The organism is Cetobacterium somerae, from assembly GCF_022430525.1.
GTDB lineage: Bacteria > Fusobacteriota > Fusobacteriia > Fusobacteriales > Fusobacteriaceae > Cetobacterium_A.
Map to the genome: position 1 here is coordinate 175509 of NZ_CP092519.1, position 16867 is coordinate 192375.

The 16867-nt window shown below is 25.5% G+C and carries 18 protein-coding genes; all 18 read left to right on the top strand.

Going from position 1 to position 16867, the window contains the following annotated elements:
- The first annotated feature begins 5 nt into the window (after positions 1-5).
- The 18 genes from MKD34_RS00780 to rfbA all read left to right on the top strand — a co-directional run bounded on the left by MKD34_RS00780 (position 6) and on the right by rfbA (position 16867).
- Positions 6-1289, top strand: a complete 1284-nt coding sequence (locus MKD34_RS00780; RefSeq protein WP_240219253.1) for an exopolysaccharide biosynthesis polyprenyl glycosylphosphotransferase — start codon at positions 6-8, stop codon at positions 1287-1289.
- A 1-nt stretch (position 1290) separates the two neighbouring features.
- A complete protein-coding gene (locus tag MKD34_RS00785; protein ID WP_240219254.1) occupies positions 1291-2061 on the top strand; it encodes a glycosyltransferase family 2 protein in 771 nt (256 codons plus the stop codon).
- Positions 2062-3096, top strand: coding sequence for a glycosyltransferase family 4 protein (locus MKD34_RS00790; RefSeq protein WP_240219255.1), 1035 nt, complete (start codon positions 2062-2064; stop codon positions 3094-3096).
- 8 nt (positions 3097-3104) lie between these two features.
- Positions 3105-4139: a glycosyltransferase family protein gene (locus tag MKD34_RS00795; protein ID WP_240219256.1), complete on the top strand. Its 1035-nt coding sequence runs from the start codon at positions 3105-3107 to the stop codon at positions 4137-4139.
- Between the two features lie 2 nt (positions 4140-4141).
- A complete protein-coding gene (locus MKD34_RS00800; protein ID WP_240219257.1) occupies positions 4142-5206 on the top strand; it encodes an EpsG family protein in 1065 nt (354 codons plus the stop codon).
- Positions 5207-5209: 3 nt separating this feature from the next.
- Positions 5210-6301 carry a mannose-1-phosphate guanylyltransferase gene (locus tag MKD34_RS00805; protein WP_240219258.1) on the top strand — a complete coding sequence of 364 codons (1092 nt, stop codon included), beginning with the start codon at positions 5210-5212 and terminating at the stop codon, positions 6299-6301.
- Positions 6302-7642, top strand: coding sequence for a lipopolysaccharide biosynthesis protein RfbH (rfbH, locus tag MKD34_RS00810; RefSeq protein ID WP_240219259.1), 1341 nt, complete (start codon positions 6302-6304; stop codon positions 7640-7642).
- A 9-nt stretch (positions 7643-7651) separates the two neighbouring features.
- A complete protein-coding gene (rfbF, locus tag MKD34_RS00815) occupies positions 7652-8425 on the top strand; it encodes a glucose-1-phosphate cytidylyltransferase (protein ID WP_240219260.1) in 774 nt (257 codons plus the stop codon).
- A 43-nt stretch (positions 8426-8468) separates the two neighbouring features.
- Positions 8469-9551, top strand: coding sequence for a CDP-glucose 4,6-dehydratase (rfbG, locus tag MKD34_RS00820; RefSeq protein WP_240219261.1), 1083 nt, complete (start codon positions 8469-8471; stop codon positions 9549-9551).
- On the top strand, positions 9551-10465 hold the full coding sequence (locus MKD34_RS00825; RefSeq protein WP_240219262.1) for an NAD-dependent epimerase/dehydratase family protein: 915 nt from the start codon (positions 9551-9553) through the stop codon (positions 10463-10465). Before rfbG ends, MKD34_RS00825 begins: the two co-directional genes overlap by 1 nt.
- The gene (locus MKD34_RS00830; RefSeq protein WP_240219263.1) at positions 10462-11490 is read left to right on the top strand and encodes a GDP-mannose 4,6-dehydratase; all 1029 of its coding nucleotides are present in this window, start codon (positions 10462-10464) and stop codon (positions 11488-11490) included. The genes MKD34_RS00825 and MKD34_RS00830 overlap by 4 nt, the downstream gene beginning before the upstream one ends.
- On the top strand, positions 11483-12913 hold the full coding sequence (locus MKD34_RS00835; RefSeq protein ID WP_240219264.1) for a flippase: 1431 nt from the start codon (positions 11483-11485) through the stop codon (positions 12911-12913). The genes MKD34_RS00830 and MKD34_RS00835 overlap by 8 nt, the downstream gene beginning before the upstream one ends.
- A complete protein-coding gene (locus tag MKD34_RS00840) occupies positions 12910-13893 on the top strand; it encodes a glycosyltransferase family 2 protein (protein WP_240219265.1) in 984 nt (327 codons plus the stop codon). The genes MKD34_RS00835 and MKD34_RS00840 overlap by 4 nt, the downstream gene beginning before the upstream one ends.
- 185 nt (positions 13894-14078) lie before the next feature.
- Positions 14079-14684 (top strand): sugar phosphate nucleotidyltransferase, encoded by a 606-nt coding sequence (locus tag MKD34_RS00845; RefSeq protein ID WP_240219266.1) that lies wholly within the window; start codon positions 14079-14081, stop codon positions 14682-14684.
- Between the two features lie 71 nt (positions 14685-14755).
- The gene (locus tag MKD34_RS00850; protein WP_240219267.1) at positions 14756-15049 is read left to right on the top strand and encodes a hypothetical protein; all 294 of its coding nucleotides are present in this window, start codon (positions 14756-14758) and stop codon (positions 15047-15049) included.
- A 3-nt stretch (positions 15050-15052) separates the two neighbouring features.
- The gene (locus tag MKD34_RS00855; protein ID WP_240219268.1) at positions 15053-15415 is read left to right on the top strand and encodes a hypothetical protein; all 363 of its coding nucleotides are present in this window, start codon (positions 15053-15055) and stop codon (positions 15413-15415) included.
- A gap of 146 nt (positions 15416-15561) precedes the next feature.
- Positions 15562-15990, top strand: coding sequence for a hypothetical protein (locus tag MKD34_RS00860; protein WP_240219269.1), 429 nt, complete (start codon positions 15562-15564; stop codon positions 15988-15990).
- A gap of 10 nt (positions 15991-16000) precedes the next feature.
- On the top strand, positions 16001-16867 hold the full coding sequence (gene rfbA, locus MKD34_RS00865) for a glucose-1-phosphate thymidylyltransferase RfbA (RefSeq protein ID WP_240219270.1): 867 nt from the start codon (positions 16001-16003) through the stop codon (positions 16865-16867).

Below are 16867 nucleotides of genomic sequence, written 5' to 3' on the forward strand. Positions count from 1 at the left end.
TGCAAATGAAACACAATCAGAATGCAAGGGGAAGGATACCCTACACATTAGCACTTTTTTTACTATATGAATGGATTGTAAGAGTTATGAAGCTAAGTATAAATACATCAATATATGGATTATTTTTTATGCTTATACTTTCTTATTATGTATTTGGAATATTTACGTTAAGAGAAAGATATTCTGTTAAAGAGTTTTTAATTTCAATGTCTTTGAACAGTTCAATATTTTTTATACTATTAATATTCCATAAAGATTTTGAAATAATTTTTTATTTTTTAATATATACAGGATTACAGAATTTAATTAGATATGTTTTGGGTAAATTGTATAAAAATAATATAAGAGTATTAATACTAGGAGATGAAACAGAGGAACGAAGAGTAAAAAAAGGTATTATAGATAATTTGGAATATAGTTATATAGGATTTGTGAGTGATAAAAATAGTAATGCTCTTGGAAAAATAAAGGATATAGAAGATATTATAAAAGTTTATGGCATTACAGAGATAATCTATATAAAAGAGTTGGAAGAGCAATTAATTGATGAAATCTTTAAATTAAAACTATCTGGAATGAAAGTTTTAGACTCTGATATTTTTTTACAAAATGTAGAGGGGAAAATAGATGTAGAGAAAATATCGAAAAAATGGTTTTTAGAATCAAAAGGATTTGATGTTTTAACATCTACTTTGGATAAAAGGCTAAAAAGATTTATGGATATAGCTATGGCTTTAGTTGTTTTTATGTTAGGATTACCATTTATGATATTGACATATTTTTTAGTAAAGTTAGATAATCCTAAAAATTTTTTTTCTAATCCAGCTTTTTTTAAACAAAATAGAATTGGGTTAGGTGGAGAAGTATTTCAAATAGTTAAATTTAGATCTATGAGAATACATAATCCAAATGAACATTCTAAATACGCTTCAGAAAAGGATGAGAGAATAACAACAATAGGAAAATTTATAAGAAAAACTAGATTAGATGAATTACCTCAAATTTGGAACGTTTTAAATGGAGATATGAGTTTTGTAGGACCTAGACCTGAGTGGGATGAACTTGGAAGAGATTATGAAAAGAAAATTAATATGTATAAACTTCGTTATGCAGTAAAACCTGGACTTACTGGTTGGGCACAAGTTATGTATCCCTATGGAGCAAGTATTGACGATGCAAAGAAAAAGTTAGAGTATGATATCTATTATATAAAATATCAAAATATAGCAATGGATATAATAATATTATTTAAAACAGTAAAAGTAGTGCTGTTTGGAAAGGGGATGTAAATTGTACGATATTACCTCAAGTATTGTGACATACAATACAAAGTTAGATGAATTAAAAAAAGCAATTGAAAGTTTTTTAAATACAAAATTAAATGTTCATTTATATATATCAGATAATTCACCAAATAATGAATTAGAAAAATATATAAAAAATATTGATGATTCAAGAGTCTCTTATATTTTTAATAATAAAAATGGTGGATACGGTTGGGGACACAATCAAATATTAAAAAATATAATAGGAAAATCTAAGTATCACCTTATTTTAAATCCTGATATTTATTTTAATAAAGGTATTTTAGAAGAGCTATTTTCTTATATGGAAAAAAATAAAGATATAGGAAATATAATGCCTATGGTCAAATATCCAAATGGTGATATACAGTATTTGTGTAAGAGAATACCAACGCCAAAGGATCTATTTTTAAGAAAATTTTGTCCATTTAAATCGGTAATAGAAAAAAATAACTATAAGTATGAAATGAGAGAAACAGGTTATAATAAAATAATTGATGTTCCAATATTATCAGGATGTTTTATGTTTATAAGGAATGAAGTTTTTAATACTGTCGGTATATTTGACGAACAGTATTTTATGTATATGGAGGATTTTGATTTGAGTAGAAGAATTCATGAAAAATATAGGACAGTATTTTATCCGAAAGTAGAAATTGTTCATGCTCATGCAAAAGAATCATTTAAAAATAAAAAAATGGCAAAAATACATTTAAAAGCGGCAATAAAATATTTTAATAAATGGGGATGGATATAATTGAAAATTGTATTAGATGGTAGATTAATTTCAGATTTTGAAACAGGTATTTCTAAGTATTCGAGAGAACTAATAAAGATTTATCAAGAGTATTATGGATATGATAATGTATTAGTTATTATAAATAATAAGTTAAAGAATAAAAAAGAATTTAAAAATATAGAAACTAATTTAAATCCATTTCGTATAAAAGATTTTGTTAGATTTCATAAATTTTTAGAAAAAATAGATGCTAGTATATACCATAGTTTTTTTTATTCTAATAGTTTAAAGAAAGATAGAACAAAGAAGTACATAACAACAGTTCATGATTTAATGTATTTAGAAGTAGAGAGTTTTTTTGGAAAAAATTTATTAAAAAATTTTATTGGAAAAAAATATTTCAATTTTATAGTGTCAAATTCTCTAAATAATTCAGATATAATTATATCTGTTTCAAAAACAACTCAAAAAGATTTGAAAAAATACTTTAAAAAAGAATCAGAAGTTATTATTGAAGGAACAAATAAAATATCTTTAAAAGAAAAAAGTGTAACGAATCTAATAAATAAATCGTATTTTTTATATGTGGGAAATTCTAGACCACATAAAAATCTAGAGTTTTTATTATCATGTTTTTTAAAGGCAAAAACAGAAGAAAAATTAGTACTTGTTGGAACCAATAATAAAATAAAGATTAATAATCCAGATATTTTAACATTAGGTTATATGGAAGATAATGAGTTGAATTGGTTGTATAAAAATTGCGAAGCATTTATTTTCCCATCATTATATGAAGGATTTGGATTACCGATTTTGGAGGCTTTAAGTAAAGGAGCAAAAGTTTTTTCTTCAAATAAAGGTTCTTTAGGAGAATTTTCAGAAAAAGCTGTATATTTTTTTAATCCGCTGGAGGAAGCTGAATTAATAAAACTATTAGAAACTTCAAAAAATTTAGAAAATAATATTTTAGAAGTGAAAAAAGAGCTAGAAAAATATACATGGGAAATTACTAAAAGAGATATGGTTAAAATTTTTAATAAAATTAAAGAATAGGAGTAGGAATGGATAAAATTATAATAATTACAGGATCATATCCTCCAGATCCTTGTGGAGTAGGAGATTATACTCAGAAAATAGTAGAAGAATTAAAAAAAGATAAAAAAATAAATATTGAAGTTTTGAAAATAGGTAAATTTAATTTAAAAGAAAGTTATAATACTTTTAAATATTTAAATAAGCACAAAAATACAATAAAATTATTACAATATCCGACGTTAGGATATGGATGGAGTATACTACCTCAAATTTTAAGCCTTTTTTTTTCAAAGAATATGTATATAAATTTACATGAATTTTCTCAAAGAAAATTTAAAGCTAGATTGGCAAGTTCTATATTTTTTTTATCAAAGGCTCATATAATATTTACAACACAGGACGAAAGAATTTATGCATTGAAAAAATTTAAATTTTTAGAAAAGAGGAGCTCAATAATAAATATTGCAAGTAATATAGAATTTATATGTGAAAAGGCTGAGAATAAGAAAATTTATGATCTTTTAAATTTTGGGATAATTATGCCTAATAAAGGATTAGAAGATTTTTTCTATTTAGTTAAAAAATTAAGAGAAGAGAAATTTGATGGAAAAATTTTATTAGTCGGAAGGAAACAAAAAGAAAATTTAAATTATTTTAATGAGATAGTAAAAATATGCAAAAGATATGATGTAGAATTAAAAGTAGATATGGATGATGTTTCTGTGGCAAAAGAAATTTCAAAATCAAAGGTAGCCTATTTACCTTTTCCAGATGGAGTAACGTTTAGAAGAGGGAGTTTTTTAGCATGTTTAGGAAATGAGGTAAAAGTTTTAACATATCCAAATGTAAAGAGTTATGATTTTAATGAAATTAAAGTTCTTTGTGAAATAATAGAAAAAAAAGAAGATTCAGTGCAGGCTTATAAAACGTTATTGTACAAAAAAAATACTATCTTTGATTCACAAGAATATAATGCTTTTTTAGAAAAATTTAATTGGAAAAGTGTAATTAAAAAATTTAAAAAATTAATGTTAACAGAAGAAAGTAAAAGTAAGGAATAATAATGATAATTTGGATATTGATATTAGTGACAACAACCTTAATGTTTTTCTTAGAATGGAGTTTTAAGTTAAAAAAAGATGTAAAAAGAATGTTTAGTTTTTTATATCTATTAACAATAGATTTTTTAATTGGATTCAGATATAAAATAGGCTGGGATTATGATAATTATATATTGATGATGGATGGGAAAAGTTGGGATAAAAAAACTGTTGAAATACTAAGTTTGTTAATATTTGAAGGAATTAACTATTTTAAATTAAATAAGCAAATGTTTTTTTTAATAACAACTATAATTTTTATTTTTTGCTTAAGTAAATTTATACAGGAATTTTCGAAATATTATTATTTAAGTTTTTTAGTTTATTTTTTAGATGCGAGAGGTTTTATAACTCAAACATCGACAGTAAGACAATCTCTGGCAATAGGATGTTTTTTATATTCTTTGATATATATAGTAAAAAAAAATCAACTATTAAAAGGGTATTGTATTTTATTAATAGGTATTTTTTTTCATATCAGCATTATATTTACAATACCTTTTGTAATGCTCAGAAAAATAAGAGTAAAAAATTATTATTTTTTATTTACACCTATTTTTTTAATAATAATAAATTTAGGATTTAAACATATTATAAAAATTTTGGGTGGGAGATATAATTATTATTTGTATGCAGATTTTGGAGCAATATCACAATTGAAATTAGTAATATTAAATTTATTAATATATCTAATAGTAATTTATAAAAAAGAAAAAATGAAAAATGAAAAAGACGAACTATATAATTTGTTCAAAATAGGAGTATTATTATATCCATTTTGCATGCTTTATTCGGCAGTATTAGGAAGATTAACAGAATATTTTACTATATTAATTATAATTTTTTTACCAAATGTTATTATGTCATCAAAAATAAACTTTAAGAAAATAGTTTCATTTTTAATTTTGATAATAATGCTAGGTTTTTATGTATTAAAAGGTGTACTTACAAAACAACAAAATAGCGAAATTTCAGCAGATAATTATAATTATAAATTAAACATAAAATTATTCAATGAGGAGAAATAAAAGATGTTAGTAGGACTTATAATGGCGGGAGGAAGTGGAGAGAGATTTTGGCCACTATCAACTCCGGAAAAACCAAAGCAATTGCTATCTCTTTTTTCAAATAAATCAATGATAAGAGAGACCGTAGATAGAATTTTACCAATAATAGAATCAGATAAAATTTTTATAGCAACTAATATATTGCAAGTAGAAGAGATAAAAAAAGAATTGCCCGATATACCAGAAGAAAATATTGTAATAGAACCAGCATTTAAAGATACAGCAGCAGCAATAGGTTATACAACGTTAATAATAGAAGAAAAATTTAAAAATTTAAATGAAAAGATAGAAGTTGTAGTTTTAGCTTCGGATCATCTTATAAAAAATGATAGTAAATTTAGAGATGTTATTTTAAAGGGAGCAAAAGAGGCAAGAGAAAATTCAACGATAGTAACTCTGGGAATAAAACCAGATAAACCAGAAACAGGGTATGGATATATTGAAGTAAATAATAATGAAGTATTGTGTTTAAATGAAATATACAAAGTTAGAAGATTTCGTGAAAAACCAAATAGAGAAACAGCAGAAGAATATGTAGCTTCAGGAAAATATTTGTGGAACTCAGGAATGTTTATTTTTACAACTTCAACAATTTTTAAAAATTTTGAAGTTCTTATGCCAGAACATATGGATATTTTTAAGAAGATTAGAATAGAAATATCTAAAGATAAAAGCGGAATAGAGTTGAGCAATTCAGTAAAAAAATATTTTGATGAGTTTGAAAAAATTTCAATAGATTTTGGTATAATGGAGTATTCAAAGAATATAAAAGTTATACCTGTATCAATAGGATGGAATGATATCGGTAGCTTTGCAGCTCTTCCAGAAATTTTTGAACCAGATGATTCAGAAAATATAATTAGAGATACAAAGACTATAATTCATGAAGCAAGTAATAATATTGTTGTATGTAATGATTCTATAGTATCTTTATTAGGTGTAAAAAATTTGATAATTGTAAAAAATGGAGATAATATCTTAATATGTCATAAAGATAGTGCACAAGATATTAAAAAAATTGTTCATAAGTACAACCAATTAAAAAAGGAGAGATAAGTGGATAAACTAAATTTATTAAAACAAGAAATATTAGAAAAAACTAAAGAATTATATGAATTAAAATTTGGAGGAAAAAAAGAATTTACTCCAGGAGAGACATATGTAAATTATGGAGGAAGATTTTTTGATGAAAAAGAGATGGTAAATTTAATAGATTCATCACTTGATTTCTGGTTAACGACTGGACCTTGGGCTAAAAAATTTGAAAAGGGATTAGCAGAGTATTTAGGAACAAAATATTGTTCATTAGTAAATTCAGGATCATCAGCCAATCTTTTAGCATTTATGGCATTAACATCTCCATCTTTAGGTGATAGAAGAATAAATAGAGGAGATGAAGTAATAACTGTAGCAGCAGGATTCCCAACTACAGTAACTCCTATTATTCAATATGGAGCAATCCCTGTATTTGTAGATGTAGAGATTCCTTCATATAATATAGATGTAACTCAATTAGAAGCAGCTTTATCAGAAAAAACTAAAGCAGTTATGGTAGCACACACTTTAGGAAATCCTTTTAATTTAAAAGCTGTAAGAGAGTTTTGTGATAGAAATAATCTATGGTTAATAGAAGATAACTGTGATGCTTTAGGTTCAGAGTACTTTATAGATGGAGAATGGAAAAAAACAGGAACTATTGGAGATTTAGGAACATCAAGTTTCTACCCACCTCATCATATGACTATGGGAGAAGGAGGAGCTGTATATACTAATAATTCTAAATTAGCTAGACTAGTTAATTCTTTCAGAGATTGGGGAAGAGATTGCTGGTGTGATAGTGGAAAAGATGATACTTGTAAATATAGATTTACAAAGCAATTTGGAGAATTACCTCTAGGTTATGACCACAAATATGTATACTCACACTTTGGATATAATTTAAAAGTTACAGATATGCAAGCAGCAATAGGATGTGCTCAACTTGAAAAACTTCCTGCAATTGTTGAAGCTAGAAGAAATAACTGGGAAAGATTATATAACGGATTAAAAGATTTAAGTGATAAGATCGTACTTCCAGAAAAAGAAAAAGAAAGCAATCCAAGTTGGTTTGGATTCTTAATTTCTGTTAAAGAAAATTCAGGAAAATCTAGAGTTGAATTAGCAAAGTATTTAGAAGCTAATAAAATTCAAACAAGAAATCTATTTGCAGGAAATCTGATAAAGCACCCAGCTTTTGATGAAATGAGAGCTTCAAGAGAAGGATTTAGAACTGTAGGAGATTTAAAAAATACAGATTTTATAATGAATAATACAATTTGGATTGGTGTATATCCAGGAATGAGTAATGAAATGTTAGACTTTATGATAGAAAAAGTAAGAGAGTATGTTTTAGGATAGGGGGAAGAGATGAAAGCAGTTATTTTAGCAGGTGGATTTGGAACAAGACTTAGCGAAGCTACAAATTTAATACCAAAGCCAATGGTAGAAATTGGAGGAAAACCAATTTTATGGCATATAATGAAAACTTATTCACTACATGGAATAAATGAATTTGTTATTTGCTGTGGATATAAAGCTTATGTTATAAAAGAGTGGTTTGCAAATTACTTTATGCACAATTCTGATGTGACAGTGGATTTAGCAAATAATACTATAGAAGTTCATGAGTGTAAGGCTGAACCGTGGAAAGTAACTTTAGTAGATACAGGTCTTCATACTATGACTGGTGGAAGAATAAAGAGAATACAAAAATATATAGGTGATGAACCATTTTTATTAACTTATGGTGATGGAGTATCAGATATAGATATAACAGCGTCAATAGAAGAGCATAAAAAAAATGGTAAAGCATTAACAGTTACCGCATATAAGCCAAATGGAAAATTTGGAGCTCTAGAAATAGATGATGCTGGATCAGTAAATGCTTTTACTGAAAAACCTGCAGGTGATGGAATGTGGATAAATGCAGGATACTTTATATGTGAACCAGAAGTATTTTCATATATAACAGAGGGAGATAGTACAATATTTGAAAAAGCTCCTCTTGAAAATTTAGCAAAAGATGGAAAAATGCATTCATATAAGCATACTGGATTTTGGAAGCCAATGGATACATTAAGAGATAATACAGAATTAAATGCAATGTGGGATTCAGGGAAAGCACCTTGGAAAAAATGGTAGAAGGGTAGCGAAAGCTACCCTATATTTTTAAAGGAGAGAAAAGATGATAAAAAATTTTAATAATATTTATAAAGGAAAAAAAGTATTAGTAACAGGACATACTGGTTTTAAAGGGTCTTGGTTAGCAATATGGTTAAAAGAGTTAGGAGCAGAAGTTATAGGTTACTCTTTAGATCCTTATACAGATAAAGATAATTTTGTACTTTCTAATTTATCAGATAAAATTATTGATATAAGAGGGGACTTAAGAGATAAAGAAAAATTAGCAGAAGTTTTTTCAAAATATAAGCCAGAGATAGTGTTTCATTTAGCAGCTCAACCTCTTGTTAGGCTATCTTATGATATTCCTGTTGAAACATATGAAGTGAATGTAATGGGAACTATTAATGTAATGGAAGAGATTAGAAAAACTATGGAAACAAAAGTAGGAATATTTATAACAACAGATAAATGTTATGAAAACAAAGAGCAAATCTGGGGGTATAGAGAAAACGAACCTATGGGTGGATATGATCCATACTCTTCATCTAAAGGAGCAGCAGAGATAGCTATAAACTCTTGGAGAAGATCATTTTTCAATCCAAAAGATTATGAAAAACATGGAAAAAGTATTGCTTCTGTAAGAGCTGGAAATGTAATTGGAGGAGGAGATTGGGCTAAGGACAGAATTATTCCAGACTGTATAAGAGCTCTTGAAGAAAATAGGGTTATTGATATAAGAATGCCAAAAGCAGTTAGACCTTGGGAACATGTATTAGAACCTTTAAGCGGATATCTGCTTCTTGGGCAAAAAATGTTAGAAAATCCAGGTGAGTATTGTGAGGGATATAATTTTGGACCTACTTTAGATGCAATAGTTCCTGTATGGGATGTTGCAGCAATGGTAACTAAATTTTATGGAAGTGGAGAATTAAAAGATTGCTCTAATCCTAACGCTCTTCATGAAGCTAATCTTTTATTATTAGATATAACAAAAGCGAGATTTGAATTAGATTGGAAACCAACTTTAACAATAGAAAATAGTATTGAACTTACAACAGAATGGTACAAAAGATATAAAAATGAAAATGTATATGATTTGTGTTTAGAGCAAATAGAAAAATTTTGTAATTACGGAGAAAAATAATGGAAAAAATAGTTTTATTTGGTGGATTTGGATTTATAGGTAAAAATTTATGTGAATATTTAAAAGATAATTACAATATAGTTATTGTAGATAGAATCAAAGATGAATCTTTTTTGATAAATAATAAGATAAAAAGTTATATTTATGATTTTTCAAATCAAGAAGAATTAAATTCTATAATGAAAATAGAAAAACCAGATTACATAATAAACTTAATATCAATAGTAACAGCTGATCGAGATTTAGCTCTATTTAATAATATGATAAAAAGTAACTTAGATATTTTATTAAAAATATATGAAAGTACTAAAAAATTATCAAATTTAAAGTTAAATATACAGTTTGGTTCAGGAGAAGAATATGGAAATATAGAATCTCCATTTGATGAAAAAGATAAAGAGATTCCAAGTTCTCCCTATGCCATAGTAAAATTAATGACTACTAATACAGCTATAATGTTAAATAAAAATTATAATTATCCTATCTGTATAGTAAGGCCGTCAAATTTATTTGGAAAATATCAAGGACAGGAAAAATTTGTTCCATATATAATTAATCAATTAAAAAATAATTTACCAGTAAAAACGAGTCCGGGAGAACAAAAAAGAGACTTTATAGAAGCAAGAAATTTTTCAAAAGAAATTGAAATACTTTTGAAAAATTATAAAAATTCTGTAGGAGAAATATTTAATCTAGGATCTGGAGAAAGTTTAAGTTTAAAAGAGATAATAAATTTTTTAAAAGAGAAGCTAAGTTCAAACTCGGATATTGAGTTTGGAGCATTTCCATATAGAGAAAATGAAATGATGGATTTTAGATTAAATATAGATAAGATAAAAAAATTAGATAACTCTTTTGAATTAAAAGGATTAAAAGAGCAATTATTAGATTATATAAAGGGAGAAAATAAATGAAATATTTAATAAATGGTGGATGTGGTTTTTTAGGAAGTAATATGGCAGAATACTATTTAAATAAAGGAGACGAAGTAATAGTATTTGATAATCTTTATAGATTTGGTTCAGAAAAAAACTTAGAATGGTTAAATGAATTAAATAAAAACTTTAAATTTATAAAAGGTGATATTAGAAATATATATGAAATAGAAAAAGTTATTCAAGAAGAAAAACCAGATGTAATTTTCCATTTTGCTGGACAGGTAGCAATGACAACATCAATAGAAAATCCTTATTTTGATTTTGAAGTAAATACAAAAGGGGTAATAAATGTGTTGGAGAGTGTAAGAAAGTATTCTCCAGAAACAATTGTTTGCTTCTCTTCTACAAATAAGGTATATGGAGATTTTGAGTATATTAATTTTAAAGAGGAAGGGTTAAGATATATACCCGAAGGATTTGAAAATGGTTTTGATGAGATGACTCATTTAGATTTCCATTCTCCATATGGTTGTTCAAAAGGAGCAGCAGATCAATATATGTTAGATTACGCAAGAATATTTGGTTTAAAAACAATAGTTTTTAGACATTCATCTATTTTTGGGGGAAGACAATTTGCAACAAAAGATCAAGGATGGGTTGGATGGTTTTGTCAAAAAGCTTATGAGATAAAAAATAATTTAAATAAAGAAAAGTTTACTATTTCTGGAACTGGAAAACAAGTTAGAGATATACTTTTTTCATCTGATTTAATGGAGTGCTATAGACTTGCTATAAAGAATATAGATAAAACAAAAGGTCAAGTTTATAATATTGGTGGTGGAATGTCTAATAGTTATTCATTATTAGAGCTATTCAAAGAGTTAGAAAATGAATTAGATATAAAAATGGATTATGAAGAACTCCCTTGGAGAGAGTCAGATCAAAAAGTATTTGTTGCAGATATATCTAAGGCCAAAAGAGATTTTGGATGGGAGCCTAAAGTAGATAAAAAAAATGGTTTATTATCAATGTATAAATGGGTAGAAAGAATAAATGAGTAATTTAAAAAAAAATTTTATATATACATCAATTTACAATTTAATAAATATAATAGTACCATTTATTTTGTTACCTTATATTGCTAGAGTATTAGGAAAAGAGAATTTAGGAATAAATTCTTATACAAACTCAATAACTCAATATTTTTTATTGATGTCAATGTTAGGAATAAATTTGTATGGAACCAGAGAAATATCTTATATAAAAGATGATAAAAAAAAATTAAATATAACTATAATAGATTTATATTTAGTAAAAATATTCTCGACCTTATTTGCGTTTATATTCTTTTTAATTTTTATAAGATATCAACCTGTAAATCTAAAAAATTATTTATATATATATTCTTTAAGTTTTTTGACAAACCTATTGGATATAACATGGTTTTTTCAAGGTATCGAAGATTTTAAAAAAATAAGTATCAGAAATATAATTTTTAAGTTATTAACATTAATATTAATACTAATTTTTGTAAGACATAAAAATGATTTAAATAAATATATATATATAACTATATTGGGAAATATATTTGGACAAGTTACAATGTACACTTATATTTTAGAAAAAGTAGATTTTTCTATTTATGAAATTAACTTAAAAAGATTAGTTTATCATTTAAAAAGAAATTTAAAATTATTTATATTACAAATAGCGGTACAAATTTATTTATATCTAGATAAAGTTATGTTAGGGTATTATGGACAATATATCCAAGCAGGTTATTATGATATAGCTCAGCAAATAGTTAGACTAGGATTAGTCATAAGTGGTACGCTAAGCACTGTAATGTTACCTAAAATTTCAAGCTTAGTTTCTAATAAGAGGTATGATGAAATAAAATTAAATATAGGAAATGCTTTAGAATTTGTTATAACAATATCTTTTCCATTAATTTTTGGTTTGTTATCAATAAATCAAGAGTTTATAAAATGGTTTTTTGGAAGTGAATATTTAGGAGTTTCAAGTATAATCTCAATATTATCAGTAATATTATTAATTATACCAATAGGGAATGTACTAGGAATACAATTAATGATTCCTTTAGGAAAAGAAATGTTAGTATCTATATCTCCAATAGCAGGAGCAATAACAAACTTAATATTAAATATGTATTTAATACCTAAATATTCGGGTATTGGAGCTGCAATAGCCACATTATTTTCAGAATTAATAGGAACTGGATTAACTTGTTTTTTTATGAGAAAGTGGTTTAATATGTTTTCAATAATGGGAAAGACAAAAAAAAGTTTATTGGCAAGTATAACTATGTATATAGCTTTAAAATATTTAAATATAAAGATAGAACTAATTCCTTTGTTATTATTTATAAAAATATTTATAGGGATAGCTATATATGTATCATTAATGTTTATTTTAAAAGATAAAAATATAATAAGAATAGTAGAAATGAGGAGAAAAAAGTGAAAAAATTAGGGATTTGCATACCTACTTACAATAGAGAAAATCTTTTAAAAGAGTTATTAGAAAGTATTTTTTCTATTGTTTCATCTGAAGATAGAGATAGAATTCAAATATGTATTTCTGACAATGCCTCAAATGATCAAACAGAAATAATGGTTGAAAGTTTTCAAAATAAAGGTATCGAAATAATTTATTATAAAAATTTTGAAAATATTGGTCCAGATTTGAATTATTTAAAATGTGTTGAGATTGCAACTTCAGAATATTGTTGGTTAATGGGAAGTGATGATAAAGTTGAAAAAGATAGTATCTCGTATATATTAAAAGAACTAAATGCTGATAAAGAAATTGATATTTTTATAGGAAATAGAAATGAGTATGATTTTAATTTTAATTTTATAAAAAAAAGATATTGGTTAAATGAAAATATAGATGATTATAAGTTTAAATTTTCTAATAAGGAAGATACGATATTTTATTTGAAAAATTCTTATTCAATAGGAGCTATGTATAGTTATTTATCATCAATAATTGTAAAGAAAGAAAAGTGGAAGGATGTTGTATATGATGAAAATTATACAGGAACAGCGTATTCACATGCATATTTATTGTTAAAAATTTTATTAAATAATGGAAGTCAAAAATATTTGAAAAAATCAATAGTAGGCTCAAGAGGAGGTAATGATACATTTTTAGTAAATATAAAACAAAGATTTTATTTAGATTATTTAGGATATTTGAAATTAAGTTCAGAAATTTTAGATGAAAAAATAAAAGATGAATTTCTTAAAATCTTAACAAAAGAGCATCCAAAAAGTCACTTATTATCAATGAGTTTGAATAGTGAACTTAATTTAGAAGAGGTGGAGATTTTAAAAAAGGTTAGATATGGTAAAAGAGATATAGTATTTATAAAAAGTTGTATATTTTTTAAAAAACCTTTAAAAATAGCCTATAAAATATATAAAAAAATAAAAAAGTAATTAATAATGGAAAAAATATAATTCTAATTAAAAATATTTTATTAAAGTTAATAAGTTAAAGAAAACTAATAGGAGAAAATATGTTAACAGCACTTATAATGGCAGGAGGAAGTGGGGAGAGATTTTAGCCACTATCAACTCCAACAAAACCAAAACAATTATTGTCTCTTTTTTCTGATGAATCTATGATAAGAGAGACTGTTAATCGAGTTTTACCAATAATATCAGCAGATAAAGTTTTTATAGCAACAAATATTTTACAGGCAGAAGAAATAAAAAAAGAATTACCAGATATACCTGAAGAAAATATAATAATTGAGCCTTCTTTTAAAGATACAGAAGCAGCAATAGGTTATACTTCTTTGATAATAGAAGAAAAATTTAAAAATTTAAATGAAAAGATAGAGGTAGTTGTACTAGCTTCAGATCATCTTATAAAAAATGATGAAAATTTTAGACAAATTATTTTAAAAGGAGCAGAGGAAGCTAGAGAGAATTCAACTATTGTAACTTTAGGAATAAAACCAGATAAACCAGAAACTGGTTATGGTTATATTGAAGTTAATAATAATGAAGTGTTACTTTTAGATGAAATATATAGAGTTAGAAGATTTCGTGAAAAACCGAATAAAGAAACAGCAGAGCAATATGTAATGTCTGGAAAATATTTATGGAATTCAGGAATGTTTATTTTTACAACAGATACAATTTTTAAGAATTTTGAGGTTCTTATGCCAGAACATATGGAAATTTTTAATAAAATAAGAGAAGAGATTTCAAAAAAAAGATAGGGTTAGAGTTAAGCAGTTCTGTAAAAGATTATTTTAATGAATTTGAAAAAATTTCAATAGATTTTGGAATAATGGAGTATTCTAAAAATATAAAAGTTATACCAGTTTCTATTGGATGGAATGATATAGGAAGCTATACAGCTTTAACAGAAATTTTTTCACCAGATGAAGCAGGAAATAGAATTAGAGATACTAAAACTATAATTCATGATGCAAATAATAATATTGTTATTTGTAAAGATTGTACAGTGTCATTATTAGGAGTAAAAAATGGAGAAAATATTTTGATATCTCATAAAGATAGTGCTCAGGATATTAAAAAAATTGCTAATAAATATAATGAGTTAAAAAATAGAGGAGTTTAATATGTGAAGTATGGTATGTATCTTGTCATGGGATTTAGTCATGTCACAGGGTACATTGCTCAAATAGAAAAAAAGTTAGAATCAAATAAAACTTATAAGTGTATAATTATTTGTGGAGAAAGTCAGATAAATTTTACAAAACTTTATTTAAAAGAGTTTTTAGATAGAATTGTTTTGAGAGAAATTCTAACAGATATTGGTTTAATAAATAAAATTAATAGTTTAGAAGTGGATAAGGAAAAGTTAGAGTACAAGTTAAAAAAACTTATAAAATCTTGGAATATTTTAATAAAAGAAGAAATAAATTTTTTGAAAAACTATAAAATAAGCAATATTTTTGTGATATATCTCCAATTGGAGTTTTAGTTATTAAAAAAGCGAATAAAAAAGTAAATTTAATAAGTAATTTTACTTGGTATCAACAATATAAATATTTAAAGTTAGATAGATTAGTAGATAATTTATATATTTATCCATTAAATTTTTCATACATGAATCCTAGAATAATAAAAATGGATTTTATTTGTAGAAAAATAGATAATAAAAAAATTCAAGAGATAAAAGAAAAATATGGACATTCTATTTTCATATCTTGTGGTAAATCAGCTCAACTTGAAAAAATAACCATAAGAAATTTTAAAGGAACAGTTTTTACAACAAGTGGAATAGATGTAGAAAATAGAGATGGAGTAGTTGTAAAATTACAGTTAGATATATTAGATACTCAAAGTTATATAGGAGCATCAGAGTTTGTTATAACAAAAGCTGGATGGGTAACTATTGCAGAGTGTATTTGTAATAAAACAAAAATGATTTTATTAGAAAGAGATGGAGTATTAGAGGATACTCATATAATAAATGAACTAAAAAAAAAATCGAATGCAAAATCTATAAAATTTGAAGAGTTGATAGAGTTAGATTATTTAAAAATAAAGTTTTAAGGAGTTGAAAATGAAAGGAATAATACTAGCAGGAGGATCTGGAACAAGACTGTATCCCGTAACAAAAGCAATTAGTAAGCAAATAACACCGATTTATGACAAGCCACTAATTTATTATCCTCTATCTGTTTTAATGTTAGCAGGAATTAAAGATATTTTAGTTATATCTACTCCTAGGGATATTGGAACTTTTGAGGAGTTACTAGGTAATGGAAGTGATTTAGGACTTAAAATAGAATATGCTATTCAGGAACATCCAAATGGTCTTGCAGAAGCATTTATAATAGGAGAAAATTTTATAGGAAATGATTCGTGTGCATTAGTTCTTGGAGATAATATGTTCTACGGTCATGGACTTACAGGAATAGTTAAAGAAGCTGCTAAAAGAGAAATAGGAGCTACAATATTTGGTTACTATGTAAATAATCCTAAATCTTTTGGTGTAGTAGAGTTTGATGAAACTGGTAAAGCTATATCTTTAGAGGAGAAACCAGAGAAACCAAAATCTAACTTTGCAATTCCAGGATTATATTTTTATGACAATACTGTTGTAGAAAAAGCTAAAGCTGTTAAGCCATCTCATAGAGGAGAGCTAGAGATAACAACATTAAATGAAATGTATTTAAATGAAGGGACTTTAAATGTGTTAAGCTTAGGAAGAGGAATGGCTTGGCTTGATACAGGAACTCATGATGGTCTTTTAGAAGCATCTAATTTTGTAAAAACAATTCAAAGTAGACAAGGAGTAATGGTAGCTTGTTTAGAAGAGATTGCTTATAAAAATGGATGGGTATCTAAAGAGAAGATAGAGGAGTTAGCAAAACCATTGTTAAAATCACATTATGGTGAATATCTAATGAATCTAATAAAGGAGTAG

Bases quoted from the DNA above. Each gene is read 5' to 3' on its own strand.
- MKD34_RS00780 (WP_240219253.1), top strand. From the start codon at position 6: ATGAAACACAATCAGAATGCAAGGGGAAGGATACCCTACACATTAGCA.
- MKD34_RS00795 (WP_240219256.1), top strand. From the start codon at position 3,105: ATGGATAAAATTATAATAATTACAGGATCATATCCTCCAGATCCTTGT.
- MKD34_RS00800 (WP_240219257.1), top strand. From the start codon at position 4,142: ATGATAATTTGGATATTGATATTAGTGACAACAACCTTAATGTTTTTC.
- MKD34_RS00805 (WP_240219258.1), top strand. From the start codon at position 5,210: ATGTTAGTAGGACTTATAATGGCGGGAGGAAGTGGAGAGAGATTTTGG.
- rfbF (WP_240219260.1), top strand. From the start codon at position 7,652: ATGAAAGCAGTTATTTTAGCAGGTGGATTTGGAACAAGACTTAGCGAA.
- rfbG (WP_240219261.1), top strand. From the start codon at position 8,469: ATGATAAAAAATTTTAATAATATTTATAAAGGAAAAAAAGTATTAGTA.
- MKD34_RS00825 (WP_240219262.1), top strand. From the start codon at position 9,551: ATGGAAAAAATAGTTTTATTTGGTGGATTTGGATTTATAGGTAAAAAT.
- MKD34_RS00830 (WP_240219263.1), top strand. From the start codon at position 10,462: ATGAAATATTTAATAAATGGTGGATGTGGTTTTTTAGGAAGTAATATG.
- MKD34_RS00835 (WP_240219264.1), top strand. From the start codon at position 11,483: ATGAGTAATTTAAAAAAAAATTTTATATATACATCAATTTACAATTTA.
- MKD34_RS00845 (WP_240219266.1), top strand. From the start codon at position 14,079: ATGATAAGAGAGACTGTTAATCGAGTTTTACCAATAATATCAGCAGAT.
- MKD34_RS00850 (WP_240219267.1), top strand. From the start codon at position 14,756: ATGGAGTATTCTAAAAATATAAAAGTTATACCAGTTTCTATTGGATGG.
- MKD34_RS00860 (WP_240219269.1), top strand. From the start codon at position 15,562: ATGGATTTTATTTGTAGAAAAATAGATAATAAAAAAATTCAAGAGATA.
- rfbA (WP_240219270.1), top strand. From the start codon at position 16,001: ATGAAAGGAATAATACTAGCAGGAGGATCTGGAACAAGACTGTATCCC.